The following is an 18,267-nucleotide window of genomic DNA, read 5'->3' on the forward strand; positions in this document are numbered from 1 at the left end:
ACAATTACAAAATAGTTAAAAATGAGCGTTTTAGTAAATAAAGATTCAAAAATAATAGTTCAAGGATTCACTGGGAGTGAAGGAACTTTCCACGCTGAACAAATGATTGAATACGGAACTAATGTTGTTGGAGGAGTAACTCCAGGAAAAGGTGGACAAAAACATCTTGATAAGCCGGTATTCAATACAGTTGAAGAAGCTGTAAAAGAAACTGGTGCCGACACCACTATTATTTTTGTGCCGCCTGCATTTGCTGCAGACGCTATTATGGAAGCTGCTGATGCAGGTATTAAAGTAATTATCACAATTACTGAAGGTATTCCAGTAAAAGATATGATAACTGCTTCAAACTATATTAAAGACAGAGATTGTCGTTTAATTGGTCCTAACTGTCCAGGAGTTATTACTCCCGGTGAGGCAAAAGTTGGTATTATGCCAGGTTTCGTTTTCAAAAAAGGTAGTGTAGGTATTGTTTCAAAATCAGGAACACTTACTTATGAAGCTGCAGATCAAGTTGTAAAACAAGGTTTAGGAATTACTACAGCAATCGGTATTGGTGGAGATCCAATTATTGGGACTACCACAAAAGAAGCTTTAGAATTGCTTATTAACGATCCAGAAAGTGAAGCAGTTGTAATGATAGGTGAAATTGGTGGTCAATTAGAAATTGATGCAGCAAAATGGTATAAAGAAAGCGGAAGCAAAAAACCAGTTATTGGTTTTATCGCTGGTGAAACAGCGCCTGCAGGACGTACAATGGGACACGCTGGTGCAATTGTTGGAGGTAGTGATGACACTGCTCAAGCAAAGAAAAAAGTAATGCGCGAATGTGGAATGCATGTTGTAGATTCTCCAGCAGAAATTGGAAAGAAAGTAAAAGAAGTTTTAGGCTAATCTTTTCAACATATATATTAAAAAGCTCTGTGAAATTCACAGGGCTTTTTTTATGGTGAAGCCACTAGCTTTTGTTATATTTGAAACCCGCCTCTCGCGGTTATCTTGCAAGGTTTAAATAATCTTGAAGGTATATTAGATTAAATAAAAACGGACCTTAATATGAAATTACTGGAAGGAAAAACAGCAATTATTACAGGCGGAAGCCGCGGAATTGGAAAAGGAATTGTAGAAGTATTTGCTAATCACGGCGCAAATGTGGCTTTCACTTATAGCTCCTCAGCCGAAGCTGCAAATAATTTAGCCAATGAAGTTACCAAGTTAGGTGTTAAAGCTAAAGCATATCAAAGTGATGCCGCTTCTTTTACTGAAGCTCAAGCCTTGGTAGATGAAGTTATAAAAGACTTTGGAAGTATTGATATTCTTATAAACAATGCTGGGATTACTAAAGACAATCTTTTAATGAGAATCTCTGAGGAAGATTTTGATAAAGTAATTGAAGTAAACCTAAAATCCGTTTTCAATATGACCAAGGCCGTACAACGTACAATGCTTAAACAACGCCATGGTTCTATTATCAATATGAGCTCGGTTGTAGGAGTGAAAGGGAATGCAGGTCAAACAAATTATGCAGCCTCAAAAGCAGGGGTAATAGGATTTACAAAATCTGTAGCTATCGAATTAGGATCACGTAACATTCGTTGTAACGCAATTGCGCCTGGTTTTATCGAAACTGAAATGACGCAAAACCTAAATGAGGATGCAATAAAGGGTTGGGCAGACATGATTCCACTTAAACGTGGTGGATCTCCACAGGATGTTGCCAATGCTTGTGTGTTTTTAGCAAGTGATTTATCAGCATACGTTACAGGGCAAGTTCTTAATGTAGATGGAGGAATGCTTACCTAAAATAATCCTTTTCGGTGGTAAAAATCAGTACCTTGAATTTATAAACTTGAAACTAATTTAGTGACCACAGAAACCATATTTTATATTTTAATCGCCGGAGTAATTTCTATTGCTTTGGCGGTTTTTATGTATGGCTATAAGTCTAAGCAAAAGGGATTATTGGCTTGGGTTTTTGGCGCACTTAGATTTATTTCAATATTTTCAATTTTACTTTTATTAATTAATCCTAAATTTAAGAGTGAAACATACACCATCGAAAAACCCAAACTTCCTGTATTAGTTGATAATTCGGAATCTATTTCTGAGTTAGACCAATCGCAAAACGTTTCTGAATTACTTGAAAAAATAAAAAACAACAAGGAGTTAAACAATAAATTTGATCTCTCTTATTTTTCTTTTGGAAGTGATTTTAGGAAAATCGAGTCCTTAACTTTTGATGATAAAAACACCAATATTTCAAAAGCACTCTCTTCAGCAAATGAAATTTTTAAAAATGAAGTTGCTCCAATAATTCTTATTTCTGATGGAAATCAAACACTTGGGAGTGATTACGAATTTTCTTCTGCAACAAGCAAAAACCCTATTTATCCTGTTATTCTTGGGGATTCTGTACAGCATATAGATTTGAAAATATCGCAATTAAATACCAATCGTTATGCTTTCTTAAAAAACCAATTTCCAGTTGAAGTTATTGTCAATTACACAGGTCCAACCCCTGTAAATACCGAATTTATCGTTAATCAAGGTGCTTCTTCTGTATATCGAACTAATGTTTCGTTTTCCAATAATGAAACTTCAAAAACAATAAACTTTACGCTTTCTGCAAATTCAGTAGGACTTCAAAAATATTCAGCACAAATTTTTCCGCTTTCAGATGAAAAAAATAAAACTAATAACAGTAAGTATTTTGCTGTAGAAGTAATCGACCAAGCAACAAATGTTTTGGTAGTTAGTAATATAACACATCCAGACTTGGGTGCGCTTAAAAAGGCAATTACTTCAAACGAGCGCCGAACCATTACATTTAAAAAGCCTTTTGAAGCTGTTACGGTTTTAAACGATTATCAATTGGTGATTCTCTATCAGCCAGATAGAAATTTTGCTACAGTATATTCTGAAATAGAAAAATTAAACAAAAACACTTGGGTATTTTCTGGATTGCAAACCGATTGGCATTTTTTAAATGTTGCTCAAAACAATTTTATTAAAGAAGCATCTACACAAACCGAAGATGTTCAAGCAAAAGTTAATAGCAATTACGGTACATTTGCGTTTGACGATATAGGGTTTTACGATTTTCCACCCTTGTATACTGAATTTGGAACTTTGTCTGTAACTGTTGCAAATGAGGAAATGTTAGGGCAAACCGTAAGTGGAATTTCTAATGGCAATCCACTGCTAGCTACCATGGAAGTAAATGGTAAACGCAATGCTATTTGGGATGGTGAAGGCTTTTGGCGTTGGAGAGCACGTAACTTTGTGAATACTAATAGCTTTAAAGAATTTGATGATTTTATCGGGAATATTGTTCAGTATTTAGCATCAAATAAACGGAGAACTAGGCTAGAAGTGTCTTCTGAAACTTTCTATTACAACAATAACCCTATTAAAATCTCAGCCCAATATTTTGATAAAAACTATGTATTCGACAATCGTGCTTCACTAAATATAAAGATAAGAAACACAGAAACTGACGAATTAACGATTTTCCCAATGTTGCTTCGTAATAATTATTTTGAAGTTGATTTAAACAGTCTTGCTGCTGGTGAGTATAAGTTTACAGTTTCAACTACAGACGAATCGATTAAAAGCAGTGGAGATTTTACTATTTTAGATTTTAATGTAGAACAACAATTTTTAAACGCAAATGTTTCAAAATTGAATAGGGTAGCCGTAAACACTAGTGGAAAAGCATACTTCGCATCACAGAGCGATGCATTGATAGATTTGTTGATAGCCGACACAAACTACCAAAACATTGAAAGAAGCGAACAAAAAGTAGTACCTTTGATAGATTGGAAATATCTTCTAGCACTTATCGTTCTAGCGCTCGTTTCAGAATGGTTTATCAGGAAATATAACGGACTTATATAAAAACCCTAACACTTTTAAAAATGGAAAAACTTCCCAAGTTAACAATACCTGTAATAGTAGGAATTGTATTGTTTATTATTTTAATTTCAAAATCATCTGTCACTATTAGCTCTGGTCATGCAGGAGTTTTATACCAAACATTTGGAAATGGTGTGGTAACCGACAAACCACCATTAGGTGAAGGTTTTCATATTATAGCACCTTGGAACAAGGTTTTTATATATGAAGTACGTCAACAAGAGTTAAGTGAAAAAATGCAAGTTCTTTCAAGTAACGGACTAGAAATAAAGCTAGATGCTTCTGCATGGTATCAACCAGAGAGCAACGACATAGCAAAATTGCACCAAGAGAAGGGAGAAAACTATTTACAACGTGTAATTCAGCCAGCAATAAGAAGTGCGGCAAGAAGTGTTGTAGGACGCTATACTCCTGAACAACTTTATTCTAGTAAAAGGGATGCAATTCAAGAGGAGATTTTTGAAGAAACTAAGAAAATTTTAGACAAACAATACATTCAATTAAATGAAGTATTGGTTCGTGATGTTACCCTTCCACCGGCAATTAAAGATGCTATTGAGCGTAAACTTCGTCAAGAACAAGAATCTTTAGAGTACGAATTCCGTTTGGAAAAAGCGACTAAAGAAGCTGAAAAAGTGAGAATTGAAGCACAAGGTAAAGCAGACGCAAATGCAATTTTAAGTGCTTCGTTAACAGACAAGGTACTTCAAGATAAAGGAATTGATGCAACTTTAAAACTCTCACAATCACCAAATGCTAAAGTTGTGATTGTTGGTTCTGGAGATAGTGGTTTACCTCTAATTTTAGGGAATAACTAAAACCAATTTCAGACCGATACATTCTACTTAGCTTGCAATGGATAAGGTATTAAAGCTCAGGTAGTAGCTAAATGGAAATCTATCGAATGTAATATTTAAAACCTTCCCATGTGGAAGGTTTTTTTATGGAACAATTTCAGAAAGGGTTATAAACATCGATATAACTAACATTGTTTTCCTAATTTTGAATTATGCTTACCAAGGTTATCCCTATAAATGTAAGAGAATATGAAAAACACGAAAATAACTTTCGGTATAATTAGCTTGATAATAGGAATCATCCTGTTTATCCTCTTGGTAGATTTATTTTCTAAGCCATCAAACCTTACAGTAGCTTTTGATCCTATCGGGAGTTTTCAAACATACTTTTTTAGCTTCGGCTTTACTTTAGGAGTAATTGGATGGATTATTGGAAGCGTATTACTTATAGGGTATTTATTTTTGTTTTACCTTATAGGGATTTGGATAAGTAAAAAGATAGCAAAACAGTAAACTATCAAAACGATATGAAAACCACCACAGAACATAACGAACGTATAGCCAAAATGACTTTCGCTTCGGTGTACCCACATTATATCACAAAAGTAGAAAAGAAAGAAAGAACAATAGAAGAATTACATCAAGTAATCGAGTGGCTTACAGGGTTCAATGAGAAGGATTTAAAGAAACTGATTGATGAAAAAGCAACTTTCGAAACCTTCTTTAATAAAGCTAATCTTAATCCTAATGCCACTCTCATCAAAGGAGTGATTTGTGGATATCGCATAGAAGAACTTGATAATCCATTAACAAGACAAGTGCGTTACCTAGATAAATTGGTAGACGAGTTGGCAAAAGGTCGTAAAATGGAAAAAATACTTAGAAGGTAATAAATTTCATTAACAGTTAATTAAACTCTTTCAAAACTCGCTTATGAAAAATAAAAAAATAGGTTTATCAATATTAACAGTTCTGTTAGCATTTGCGATTGGATTATATATCAATAATGTATTTGCAAATCTTCCAGAGGAGGAAAATTTCACGCTAACTAATATTAACAATATGAAAAATAACGATATGAAATTAGGCGCATTTTCAGTAAGTCTGAATGTAAAAGACTTAAAAGTGTCAAAACAATTTTACGAAAACTTAGGATTTAAAGTTTTTGGTGGAAGTATGGAACACAATTACCTCATAATGAAAAATGGAAATGCACTAATCGGCATTTTTCAAGGAATGTTTGAAGGCAATATTTTAACCTTTAACCCAGGTTGGGATGAAAATGCACAGAATTTGGAAAACTTTGATGATGTAAGGGAAATTCAAAAAAGCCTTAAACAGAGTGGGGTAGCACTCTCTACAGAAGCAGATGAGAATACGTCTGGCCCCGCAAGTATAACTCTTACAGATCCTGATGGAAATATTATTCTAATAGACCAACATCGATAGATTGACTAATTGGATAAAAAAGACCTTCTAATTTAGAAGGTCTTTATTATATAGTTTATTCCGTTTTCTGAAAAGATTTTACAACTACCAGTCCGCAAATTAGAGCTACAGTAGTAAGGCTAAAGGCTAAAATAGTTTTGCTATAAATAAAATTCCCGATGGCAAATAATGTACAGTAAACACCTACAACCCCTGCAAAAAAGCCTAAAATTTTCATTCCAAATCCTTTAAACTTGGATTCATTTCCAAAAATTAGACTATTAAAGCTATTTAGTGTTTCAGCATTTGACGGTTTTGTCAACAGCGTTACAAGTACCCATCCAATTGTAGTTATTACAACCCCAAGGACTAATTGCCAATGACCAGCCATTTCAATCAGTGGTGTGTCCATTTTTCCATTAACAAAGAAAAAAGCAGCGATTAAAAATGAAATTAGCATAGCGGCAATTTCACTATAAGGGTTTATTCTACTCCAAAACCATCTTAAAATAAATAACAATCCAGTACCTGCTCCAATTGAAAGTAATAAGTTGAAACCATCACGAGCTTCTTCTAATACTAGGGCTAATAAGCCGGCGAAAATCATCATAACTACAGTAGAAATTCTACCTGCAGCAACTTGTTCTTTATCAGTAGCTTTTTTTCGAAGAAAGCGTACATAAAAATCATTTACAACATAGGAGCTACCCCAGTTTAAATGTGTTGAAATGGTGCTCATAAAAGCTGCTATTATCGAAGTAACTACAATTCCTAATAAACCAGCTGGTAAGAAGGTGAGCATTGCGGGATAAGAAAGGTCATTTTTTACAAAATCAGGATCTAAATTTGGGAAGGCCGCTTGTAGGCTTTCTATATTTGGAAAAATAACGATGGATGCAAGACCTATGATAATCCACGGCCATGGTCTTAGCGCGTAATGTGCGATATTAAAAAATAGGGTAGCATAGGTTGCGTTTTTTTCATCTTTGGCGGCTAACATTCTTTGGGCAATATAACCACCACCACCAGGCTCCGCCCCGGGATACCATACGCTCCACCATTGCACGGCTAGCGGAATTATAAGTAAAGGAATAAACAACTCAGGTTTAGAAAAGTCTGGCAGCATTGCTGTTTTTGCTGCTACGGTTGGAGTAGCGAGTAATTTATCTATCCCACCAATTTCAGGCATGTTTACTATGTAAACGGTAGCCCAAATACTTCCAACCATCGCGACAATAAACTGTACAAAATCTGTAAGTAAAACTCCTTTTAAGCCCCCGAAGGCCGAGTATATAACTACTACCGGCGAAGCAATTAATAATACTTCATAGGAAGATAAACCGAACATAACGTGTCCAATTTTAATTGCTGCGAGACAAACGTTCGCCATAATTACAATATTGAAGAAAACTCCTAAATAGATGGCTCTAAAACCTCTTAAAAAGGCGGCGCTTTTTCCGCTATATCGCAATTCATAAAACTCTAAATCGGTTGTAATTCCACTTTTTCGCCATAATCTAGCATAGAAAAATACCGTTAGCATTCCGGTAAGTAAAAAACTCCACCAAATCCAGTTTCCAAATACGCCGTCTTCACGAATAACCCCTGCAACAAAATTAGGCGTATCTGCAGCAAACGTGGTTGCCACCATACTAACCCCTAGAAGCCACCAGGGCATATTTCTATCGGAAAGAAAAAATGATTTTGAATCTTTTCCAGCCTTTTTAGCTACAACTAGACCAATAGTAATAAAGATTATAAAAAATGTAATTATAACGATCCAATCGATGGTGGTAAGGTGCATAATTTTGGTGAAATTGGTTGTTTTTAAACTTCGGTTAAAGTACTTATTTTAAAAGGCTTTTTAAAAGTTCCGTAACTTAAATATTCACAAGTTTTTTAACAAAGTACAGCATACCAACTTGGAACATTTTTTTATTAAATAGCAGGGAAATTAAGTTTTACGGCTTGAAACCATTTTTGAACTATCCATGCCTTGCTAAAAATTGTAAATTCTATTTCCTACCTTTAAAAAAACAATTGATTTTTTATGACGGCAAAACGTAGAATTAAAGCGAAAGCTACTAAAATAAAGCCCAAAAGAGCTAAAAATCTATCGCCAGGCACTGTAGCCTACACAGGAAAAAAATCTACCACGGTTACAGAGCTTGATATTATAGATTATTCAAAAGAGCATTATCATCGTTATAGAACCAATAACATTGAAGAGGCTTTTAATTATGAGGATTCAACAAATATTACTTGGATAAATGTAAACGGACTTAGCAATGCTGATGATATTATTAAACTAGGTACCCATTTTGAACTGCATCCATTAATTCAAGAAGATATCGTTAGTACTTATCAACGACCAAAAATTGATGAATATGACGACTATCTCTTTATCGTTTTTAAAATGCTTCATTACGACAATGATAGATTGAATTATGAGCATATTAGTATGATTATGGGAAAAGATTATGTTTTGACGTTTCAAGAAGCCGAAGGAGATGTTTTTAGCGATTTGAGGGAGCGCTTAGAACACGACAAAGGTAGGATTCGTGGGGTAGGAGCAGATTACTTAATGTTTGCTATTCTAGATGCAGTTGTCGATAACTATTTTACAGTAATTGAATACTTAAGTAATAAAGTAGAGTTATTAGAGGATAAGCTCTTCGATAAAAAGGAGGATCCAGATATTGCAGAGGAGATTCAACAACTAAAAAAGGAAATATTAAAAATTAGAAAAGCAGTAGTTCCTTTGCGAGAAGTTGTAAATAGATTAGAAAAAATAGATTATACTATTATTGAAGAGCGTACCAATAAATATATTCGCGATCTATACGACCATATTATTCAAGTTAATGAAAGCGTGGAAATTTACCGTGAGATGATTTGGAGTTTGATGGATATGTATATGACTACTATCAGTAACAAGATGAATGAAGTTATGAAGGTCTTGACGATTATGGCTTCTATATTTATTCCACTTACCTTTTTGGCAGGTATCTACGGAATGAATTTTGATCATATGCCTGAACTTCATCTTAGATATGGGTATTATTACATTTGGGGGTTAATGATTCTTGTTTTTCTGGGTTTACTTTGGTATTTCAAAAGAAAAAAGTGGATATAATTGGCCAATCTAATTCGATGAAATTTTAAAAATATTTTTATAAAATTATAAGAACTATACAATGGAATTAATGACAGTTGGCGGTGGATGCTTTTGGTGTATTGAAGCCGTGTTTGATCAAGTGAAAGGAGTAGAAAAAGTTGTTTCGGGTTATACTGGAGGAACTGTTCCCGGCAGACCAACCTATCGTGAAGTGTGCTCAGGTTTAACAGGTCACGCTGAAGTTGTTCAAGTTCGTTTCGATCCTAAAGTAATTTCGTACCAAGATTTGATAGTAATTTTTATGACGAGTCACGATCCAACAACTCTAAATCGTCAGGGAGCAGATGTAGGGACCCAATATCGTTCGGTAATTTATTATCACAACGAAGCTCAAAAAGAAATTTCAGAAACTATAGTGAAGGAGATGTCGCCTTATTATACGAACCCCATTGTAACAGAAATAAGTCCGTTACAAACATTTTATGAAGCTGAAGAGGATCACCAAGATTATTATGCAGACAATCCAACTGCTGGATATTGTACAGCGGTAATTTCTCCAAAATTGGCAAGGTTACGTAAAATGCACAGTGATAAGCTCAAATAGAATTAAAAATCTAATTTTAAATTTGAATACTTAAAATTCTTTTAAACACTGAGGGTTAGAGTGTTTAGTTACTCTTTTTTTTGCTATTATTCGTTAAAAATTCAAGCGTCAGAATATATTATTTTGCATTGTGAAAAAAGGACGTAATTTTGCACCTTCTAAAAAAGGTAGAATTTATGATGGAGGTAACAGACGCATTAAAAGAAAAAAAGACTGATAAGGAGCTATATAGCTATCAAAAAGGGGCGATAGATCAAATTTTTGAAAAGTTTGAAACCGCTCCCGACGATTATCACTTGTTGTATCAATTGCCAACAGGTGGAGGTAAAACAGTTATCTTTTCTGAAATTGTCCGTCAATATCTTAAACTTCACAATAAAAAAGTTTTGGTGATGACTCACCGAGTGGAGCTTTGTAAGCAAACTTCTGAAATGCTTACAAGTTTTGGTGTTGTAAACAAAGTTGTTAATAGTACAGCTAATCTTTCCGATCAAGCAAAATACAGTTGCTTTGTGGCGATGGTTGAAACTCTAAATAACCGTTTGAATGATGACAAACTTGATATTTCCGATATTGGATTAGTTATTATTGATGAGGCTCACTATAACTCATTTACAAAACTTTTTAAATTCTTTGAAAAATCATTTATCCTTGGGGTTACAGCAACTCCATTAAGTTCTAATAGAAACCTTCCTATGAAGGATAACTATCAAGAACTAATTGTTGGAGAAAGTATTCAATCGTTAATTGATAATGAGTTTCTAGCTCAAATTGAAGTTTTTCAATACAATATGGGGCTAACGTCTTTGGAGATTGGTTCTAATGGTGATTATACTGTAAAATCATCAGACGATCTTTATTCTGGAGTGAATATGCTTGACCGTTTACTAGAGGCGTATAGAACGCATTCCAGCGGTAAGAAAACGTTAATTTTCAACAACGGTATTAACACATCTATCCAAGTGTATTATCATTTAAAAGCAGAAGGTTTGCCTGTAATGCACTTAGATAATACAGCTACAAAAAAACAGCGAAAACAGATTTTAAATTGGTTCCGTGAAACACCAGATGCTATCCTTACATCTGTAAGTATTTTAACTACAGGATTTGATGAACCATCGATAGATACAATTATTCTTAATAGAGCGACACGTTCTTTAACGCTTTACTTTCAGATGATTGGTCGTGGTTCGCGTATGTGGAATAATAAAACTAAGTTCTCGGTTATCGACCTTGGTAACAATTTTCAGCGATTTGGACCGTGGGAGGCACCTTTAGATTGGCAGGCTATATTCAATTCACCTGACTTCTTTATGGATCGCTTAGTAAGCGATGAGGAATTGGAAAGTAACTTCCGTTACGAAATGCCAGAAGAGGTACGCAATGAGTTTGCGAAGAGTGAGAATGTTTATTTCGATATCAAACAAACCTATCAAGACTCTGTAGCAAAAGGCGAGTCTAGTAAGGTAATTTTAGAAAGATCTATTGAACAACACGCGCGAATTTGTGTAGAAAATAGTGAAGATGTTTACGACGCACTGGCTTTAGCGAAAATGTTAGGAGATGATATCGATCATCGCATTGAAAAATATGCGCAGTGTATTAGTAAGAGTACAGGTAACTTCATTAGTTGGCTAAAAGAAGATTACCGATTAAAATTTAGAAATTATCTTCGAGAGAATTTTGATGAAATTTTTGAAGAAATTCACGGATACGCACCCGAAGAGTAAGAAGTAAATTAAAACTCTGAAGTCTAAAAATTATATTAGAATTCAGAGTTTTAATTTTTAGACTTAATATTGTTCACTTTCATTAGGGAAATCGCCGCTCTTTACGTCTCTGCTATACTGAGTAAATGCATTTTTCATATCAGTATACAAATCTAAATAACGTCTAAGGAAACGAGGATTAAATTCGTGAGTCATTCCAATCATATCGTGAAGCACTAGAACTTGTCCATCAACGCCGTTTCCGGCTCCAATTCCAATAACTGGAATACTAATTTTTTCGGCTACTTGCTGTGCTAGCTTAGCTGGAACTTTTTCTAAAACAATTGCAAAGCATCCAATTCTTTCCAATAAAAGAGCGTCTTCAATTAATTTATCGGCTTCTTCCTCTTCTTTAGCACGTACAGTGTACGTTCCAAATTTATAAATTGATTGTGGTGTTAACCCTAGGTGTCCCATAACAGGAATACCTGCGTTTAAGATTCGTTTTACCGATTCTTTTATTTCTTTTCCACCTTCAAGCTTAACGGCGTGTCCGCCACTTTCTTTCATGATTCTAATGGCAGAGCGAAGCGCTTCTTTTGGGTCGCTTTGATAGCTTCCAAATGGTAAATCTACAACTACTAAGCTGCGTTCGATAGCGCGAACTACTGAAGCTGCGTGATATATCATTTGATCTAAGGTGATTGGTAGGGTGGTTTCGTGGCCAGCCATCACATTACTAGCAGAATCACCAACTAAAATTACGTCTATTCCTGCACTATCTACAATTTTGGCCATGGTAAAATCGTATGCAGTTAGCATCGAAATCTTTTCACCTTTCTTTTTCATATCCACCAAAGTTTTGGTGGTAATGCGTTTGTATTCTTTTTTAGCTATACTCATAGTTATATTGAAATTGAATGGTAAAAGTAATAAATTACGACATTAGAAACTTGAATTTTGGATTTGATAATTCTATTGAGTTTTAATATCAATTATAAATATTGTGAATTAGCAATCGCTTACATTAACTTGTACTGCTAGTCCTCCTTCACTAGTTTCTTTATACTTCGATGTCATATCTTTTGCCGTTTCCCACATTGTTGCAATTACCTTATCTAAAGGTACTTTTGCCTTGGCAGGATCACTATTAAGTGCCATTTCACATGCATTTATAGCTTTAATAGCGCCCATTGCGTTACGCTCGATACAAGGAATTTGAACCAAACCAGCAATTGGGTCGCAAGTTAAACCTAGGTGATGTTCCATTGCAATTTCACTAGCCATTAAGCATTGGTCTGGCGTTCCGCCCATAAGTTCGCATAATGCACCTGCAGCCATCGATGACGATACACCAATTTCTGCTTGGCATCCACCTAGAGCCGCTGAGATGGTAGCTCCCTTTTTGAAAAGACTTCCAATTTCGCCAGCAGTTAATAAATACTTCTGAACATCTTCAAAATTTGCATCGTGGTTTTCAATTACCATGTAATACATCATTACGGCAGGAATTACACCAGCGCTTCCATTTGTTGGAGCGGTTACAACCCTACCTAAAGATGCATTTACTTCATTTACAGCTAAGGCGAAACAAGAAACCCATTTCAGAATTTGTCGAAATTTTACTTCGGTATTTCTAATGGCATCTATCCATTCTTCAGCATTAGTGTATGAAGTGTCCCCGATAAGATTTTTATTCATTTCGAATGCTCTTCGGGTAACATTTAGACCTCCGGGTAAAATTCCTTCAGTATGTGCACCCACATACATAGAGTCGAGCATTACATCCCAAATTTCTTTTAAACCATTTGTTATTTCTGTTTCCGACCGCAATGATTTTTCATTCTCGAGAACTATTTCTGAAATACTTTTATTTTCAGATTTGCAGTATGCGGCTAGCTCCGCTCCGTTTTGAATAGGGAAAGGGAACTGTGCAAATTTCTCCATCTTTGCTTTTTCCTGCTTGCGTTCTTCTTTAACAGTAAATCCTCCACCTATGGAATAAAAAGAGGTAGATTCTTTCGATCCGTCTTTAAAGTTGGCATTAAAAGTCATCCCGTTAGGATGAAATTCAAGAAACTTTCGATTAAAGATTATATTTTCATTAGGAATAAATGGTACCTCTAACTCGTTGTTGAGTTTGAGTTTATTTTCCGAAGTAATAAAATCTATCTCTTTATTTATATTTTCAATGGGAAATGTAACAGGGTCAAACCCCATTAAACCTAGCATTACAGCTATATCTGTAGCGTGACCTTTTCCCGTTAGTGAAAGCGAGCCATATAGATCTACGGTAAGCGACACTACCTCATCAAATTTATTATCATCTTTCAACTCCTCAACCCAACGCAATGCTGCGCGCCAAGGACCTAAAGTGTGGGAACTAGATGGCCCAACACCTATCGACAACATGTCAAAAACACTAATACTTTCCATAAATTTTATCTTGAGTCAAACCTAAGAAATTTTAAAACATTTAGCTAAACAGAACGCGTTAATTGTTAACAATTAATGCTTAAAATTGTTTTTTTAGGTAAACCTACAAAGATAAGGATTGGATATGAGATAAGTATATTTTTGTAACTCACTAAAATTTTTAATAGCGACTACCTACTCAGGATTAGTGGGGGATATTTTAATGAGTAGAAGTTCATTAAATAGACGGAGGCCAAAAAACTCTACAAAGAAAAGAAAGGAGGCTAATATTTTAGATTATAGATAAACTTTCTGTAAATGTATTGTATTTAGAAATCAAGGAGTTATAATCAATGGAAAACGATTTTATACCAATCTCAAATAAAAACGGAATCGTTATCGGCTAATTCTGGTAGATTTCAACTTTTACTTTTTGAATTTCGATAAAAAATGATTGACGCAAAAAGTCCTATAACCGAGAATATTGTCAACATCCAAAATACCTGCTGATGGCCTGCTTCACCAGGAGAGCCATCTAAAAAATACCCGATTGCGGGCCCTGCAAAAACCTCAGGAGTATAACCTATAAAGGAAATAATTCCCACTGCAGTTCCTGTAAGCGTTAAAGGTATATTGCCTTCTTTCATAACGGCGAAATAAAGTACACGAGCAGCGTAAACACCGACGGCCGTAACAATTATAGAAAGAAAGAATAAAATATCTGTTTCTTGGCCTAAAATACCGGAGGCAAAAAGTATCCCTCCAAAAAATGAAAGTACAAATCCGATACATAGGTAAATTGAAGGACGAGAACGATCTGCTAGAAATCCGATTACCACACCCACAATAGGGCGAATAAATAATAAGAACGTGCCTGTTTTGGCAGCATCAACTTCGCTATATAGCATTACGTCCTTGGCATAGAGTGAAAATATATCGGTTATTTTATACCCTACATAGGCACATATAATAATAACCATAAGGAGCCAAACAGATGGTAATTTTAGGACTGTTTTTATGTTTTTAAAAGTGATTTTCTCATGGCTTGTCGCTTCAGTTTCTTTATCAATTTTTAAGAAGAATAATACTATTACTCCAATTATAGCAACAAGAGCGGAGGAGGTATAAACTACATAGTGGAAGGCTTTTAATTGCACTTCAGACGATATTTCAGTTTCAGAAACAAATAGCGAAAACACAAATACACCAAGCAATCCAAAGAGTGCGCCTACTAATCCACGCCCTCCATCTAAAAAGCCAAATGCTTTTCCTTGATTGTCATTTCCACCCCAAACGCGGGTGGCTTTTATCATTGCCGACCAAAACAGAAAAATTGTTGTAAAACCCCAAAACCCATATAGAATTATTAAAATTTGAAAAGTAGGGGAGCTGGCATAAACAAGGCCGCCTAAGGCTGTAAGTATCAAAGCTGTTCCCATCAATTTTCGAGGAGGAAATCTATCTGCTAAAGGACCGCCAAATAAATAAGAGAAGACTGCCACTATTCCATATACCGAGAAGCAAAATCCCAATTCTGTGTTATTGATTTTAAAAACTTCAAGAACAGTAGCTCTAAAAACCCGGGCCAAAACAAATGGCAAGATAAAGACAGCTTCCCCTGCAAGAATTAATAGGATAATATAAGCTATATATCGTCTTGAAGGCTTTTTATTATTCAATTGTTTATTTTATAAATTTTGGTTCTTGTAAAAGTAGTGTATTTTAAAAAGATATTGTTTTTACTGTAATTAGAATAGAATTTTATCCTTCTGATACGCTCAGGAAAGTAATTAATTCATTATTAATGACGGATTTAAAAATATTTATGACATGATGGCAGTACAATTTGGTTGGCACAATCATTGACTTATAGAACTCGAAATTAAGAATACACAACATAAATAATAAACAACAAACAATACTATTATGAGTAAAATAATTGGAATCGACTTAGGAACAACAAACTCTTGCGTTGCCGTAATGGAAGGAAGCGAGCCAACAGTTATTCCTAATGCCGAAGGAAAAAGAACGACTCCTTCTGTAATCGCATTTGTAGAAGGTGGCGAAATTAAAGTAGGTGATCCTGCAAAACGTCAGGCTGTTACAAACCCAACAAAAACCATTAGCTCTATTAAGAGATTTATGGGGAATAAATATTCTGAGTCTTTAAAAGAAACAGAACATTCTGCATACAAGGTAGTAAAAGGCGATAACGATACAGCTCGTGTTGATATCGATGGCCGTTTATATACACCACAAGAATTAAGTGCAATGATTCTTCAAAAAATGAAGAAAACTGCAGAAGATTATTTAGGACAAGATGTTACTCGTGCGGTAATTACTGTTCCTGCATACTTTAATGACAGTCAGCGTCAAGCTACAAAAGAAGCTGGAGAAATTGCTGGTCTTAAAGTAGAAAGAATTATTAATGAGCCAACTGCTGCTGCACTTGCCTACGGTCTTGACAAAAAAGGAACAGACCAAAAAGTAGTTGTGTTTGACTTTGGTGGTGGTACACATGACGTTAGTATCCTTGAATTAGGAGACGGAGTTTTTGAAGTACTTGCTACTGATGGAGATACACACTTAGGTGGTGATGACGTTGACCAAAAAATAATCAATTGGTTAGCAGATGAGTTTAAGGCTGAAGAAGATTTCGATCTTCGTAAAGACCCTATGGCGTTACAACGTTTAAAGGAAGCCGCTGAAAAAGCAAAAATTGAACTTTCTTCTGCTGCACAAACAGAAATCAACTTACCTTATGTTACTGCTACTGCTAGCGGACCAAAACACTTGGTTAAAACATTGTCTCGTGCTAAGTTCGAGCAATTAATTGACGATTTAGTTAAGAGAACTATGGTTCCTTGTGAAACTGCAATGAAAGCTGCAGGTTTAAGCAAGAGCGATATTGATGAAGTAATTTTAGTTGGTGGTTCAACTCGTATTCCTGCAGTTCAGGAAGCTGTTGAAAAATTCTTCGGAAAAAAACCTCATAAAGGTGTAAACCCTGATGAAGTAGTAGCTGTTGGAGCTGCAATTCAAGGAGGTGTATTAACTGGAGATGTAAAAGATGTACTTCTTTTAGATGTAACTCCGCTTTCTCTTGGAATTGAAACTATGGGAGGTGTAATGACTAAATTGATTGAAGCTAACACTACAATTCCAACTAAGAAAAGTCAAGTGTTCTCTACAGCTGCGGACAATCAGCCAAGTGTTGAAATTCACGTATTGCAAGGAGAGCGTCCAATGGCAAACGATAACAAAACAATTGGTCGTTTCCACTTAGACGGAATTCCACCAGCTCAAAGAGGTGTGCCACAAATTGAAGTAACGTTTGATATTGATGCTAATGGTATCATTAAAGTAAGCGCTACCGATAAGGCTACTAATAAATCTCAAGACATCCGTATCGAAGCTTCTTCAGGATTAACAGAAGATGAAATCGCTAAGATGAAAGCTGATGCAGAAGCAAATGCTGAAAGCGATAAAGCTGCAAAAGAAAAAGTAGATAAATTGAATGAAGCAGATGCAATGATCTTCCAAACTGAAAAGCAACTGAATGAATTTGGTGATAAATTATCTGATGATAAAAAGAAACCAATTGAGGAAGCATTAGAAGAATTGAAGAAAGCACACGCATCACAAGATTTAGCTACAATTCAACCAGCTTTAGATAAGATAAATGAAGCTTGGAAAACTGCTTCTGAAGAAATGTATAAAGCGCAAGCAGATGCACAAGGTGCACCAACAGGTGATACTGAAGCAGGAGCTGAGCAGGGAAGCAACACTGAAAATAGTGATGTGGAAGATGTTGACTTCGAAGAAGTAAAGTAAGCTGAGATTAAGTTTTGCTCTATGCAAAAATATATTATTCGCTTATCCCAAGCATAGTCGAGGGGTTTTTACAAGCAAGATAATATAAGCTAAATACAAAACCGCAACCTGAAAAGGTTGCGGTTTTTTGTTTTAATTAATTAAGGTGTATTTTAGTTATTATGAGGAATTAAAAAATAGATAGTAGAATTATTGACCTTCTTAAAAGTTTAGATAAATGTAATTTGAATGTGGGAAGGTGCTATGTTTAGATTTGGAACTAACAGATATAAAAAGAACGGCCTGTAAGGGCCGTTCAATTTTAAAGCTTTTTATTTTAACCAATTATTAAGCTTTAAGGTCACATACTTGGAAAGTGGGGGTTTCCAATAGGTAACCGGGGGCCAAAATATAATTTATTAGACACTATCCCAAATCTATTCATGATAATTTTTGCAAATTTAACTT

The 18,267-nt window shown here is 35.1% G+C and carries 15 protein-coding genes; 11 read left to right on the forward strand and 4 right to left on the reverse strand.

The annotated features are described in order from the left end of the window. Positions 1–21 precede the first annotated feature (21 nt). From sucD to K8344_RS03900, 7 genes are all read left to right on the forward strand, one after another. Entirely contained in the window at positions 22–894 is an 873-nt protein-coding gene (sucD, locus tag K8344_RS03870; protein WP_139854542.1) for a succinate--CoA ligase subunit alpha, read from the forward strand. A 162-nt stretch (positions 895–1,056) separates the two neighbouring features. Then, entirely contained in the window at positions 1,057–1,803 is a 747-nt protein-coding gene (fabG, locus tag K8344_RS03875; RefSeq protein ID WP_237606958.1) for a 3-oxoacyl-[acyl-carrier-protein] reductase, read from the forward strand. A gap of 60 nt (positions 1,804–1,863) precedes the next feature. Next, the gene (locus tag K8344_RS03880) at positions 1,864–3,897 is read left to right on the forward strand and encodes a vWA domain-containing protein (protein ID WP_237606959.1); all 2,034 of its coding nucleotides are present in this window, start codon (positions 1,864–1,866) and stop codon (positions 3,895–3,897) included. Positions 3,898–3,917: 20 nt separating this feature from the next. Further along, entirely contained in the window at positions 3,918–4,733 is an 816-nt protein-coding gene (locus tag K8344_RS03885; RefSeq protein WP_237606960.1) for a prohibitin family protein, read from the forward strand. A gap of 228 nt (positions 4,734–4,961) precedes the next feature. Beyond that, positions 4,962–5,225: a hypothetical protein gene (locus K8344_RS03890; protein ID WP_237606961.1), complete on the forward strand. Its 264-nt coding sequence runs from the start codon at positions 4,962–4,964 to the stop codon at positions 5,223–5,225. Positions 5,226–5,239: 14 nt separating this feature from the next. Further along, positions 5,240–5,602 (forward strand): DUF2200 domain-containing protein, encoded by a 363-nt coding sequence (locus K8344_RS03895; RefSeq protein ID WP_237606962.1) that lies wholly within the window; start codon positions 5,240–5,242, stop codon positions 5,600–5,602. Between the two features lie 187 nt (positions 5,603–5,789). Beyond that, entirely contained in the window at positions 5,790–6,161 is a 372-nt protein-coding gene (locus tag K8344_RS03900; protein ID WP_237607536.1) for a VOC family protein, read from the forward strand. Positions 6,162–6,216: 55 nt separating this feature from the next. Here K8344_RS03900 and K8344_RS03905 read toward each other — a convergent pair whose 3' ends face one another. After that, entirely contained in the window at positions 6,217–7,944 is a 1,728-nt protein-coding gene (locus K8344_RS03905) for a sodium:solute symporter family protein (protein WP_237606963.1), read from the reverse strand. Between the two features lie 246 nt (positions 7,945–8,190). Between K8344_RS03905 and corA the strand changes: the two genes are divergently transcribed. From corA to K8344_RS03920, 3 genes are all read left to right on the forward strand, one after another. Continuing rightward, positions 8,191–9,276 (forward strand): magnesium/cobalt transporter CorA, encoded by a 1,086-nt coding sequence (gene corA, locus K8344_RS03910; protein WP_237606964.1) that lies wholly within the window; start codon positions 8,191–8,193, stop codon positions 9,274–9,276. A gap of 61 nt (positions 9,277–9,337) precedes the next feature. After that, the gene (gene msrA, locus K8344_RS03915) at positions 9,338–9,862 is read left to right on the forward strand and encodes a peptide-methionine (S)-S-oxide reductase MsrA (RefSeq protein WP_237606965.1); all 525 of its coding nucleotides are present in this window, start codon (positions 9,338–9,340) and stop codon (positions 9,860–9,862) included. 176 nt (positions 9,863–10,038) lie between these two features. After that, entirely contained in the window at positions 10,039–11,592 is a 1,554-nt protein-coding gene (locus K8344_RS03920; RefSeq protein WP_237606966.1) for a DEAD/DEAH box helicase, read from the forward strand. A gap of 63 nt (positions 11,593–11,655) precedes the next feature. On the opposite strand, the gene panB is transcribed toward K8344_RS03920, so the two are convergent. The 3 genes from panB to K8344_RS03935 all read right to left on the reverse strand — a co-directional run bounded on the left by panB (position 11,656) and on the right by K8344_RS03935 (position 15,665). Then, a complete protein-coding gene (panB, locus tag K8344_RS03925; protein ID WP_237606967.1) occupies positions 11,656–12,474 on the reverse strand; it encodes a 3-methyl-2-oxobutanoate hydroxymethyltransferase in 819 nt (272 codons plus the stop codon). 108 nt (positions 12,475–12,582) lie between these two features. Then, positions 12,583–14,007 carry an L-serine ammonia-lyase gene (locus K8344_RS03930; protein ID WP_262913383.1) on the reverse strand — a complete coding sequence of 475 codons (1,425 nt, stop codon included), beginning with the start codon at positions 14,005–14,007 and terminating at the stop codon, positions 12,583–12,585. A 398-nt stretch (positions 14,008–14,405) separates the two neighbouring features. Continuing rightward, positions 14,406–15,665 (reverse strand): MFS transporter, encoded by a 1,260-nt coding sequence (locus K8344_RS03935; RefSeq protein ID WP_237606968.1) that lies wholly within the window; start codon positions 15,663–15,665, stop codon positions 14,406–14,408. 247 nt (positions 15,666–15,912) lie between these two features. On the opposite strand from K8344_RS03935, the gene dnaK reads away from it, so the two are divergent. After that, positions 15,913–17,820 (forward strand): molecular chaperone DnaK, encoded by a 1,908-nt coding sequence (dnaK, locus tag K8344_RS03940; protein WP_237606969.1) that lies wholly within the window; start codon positions 15,913–15,915, stop codon positions 17,818–17,820. Positions 17,821–18,267: the final 447 nt, after the last annotated feature.

It is taken from the genome of Aequorivita xiaoshiensis (assembly GCF_022008395.1).
Taxonomy (GTDB): Bacteria; Bacteroidota; Bacteroidia; order Flavobacteriales; family Flavobacteriaceae; genus Aequorivita; species Aequorivita xiaoshiensis.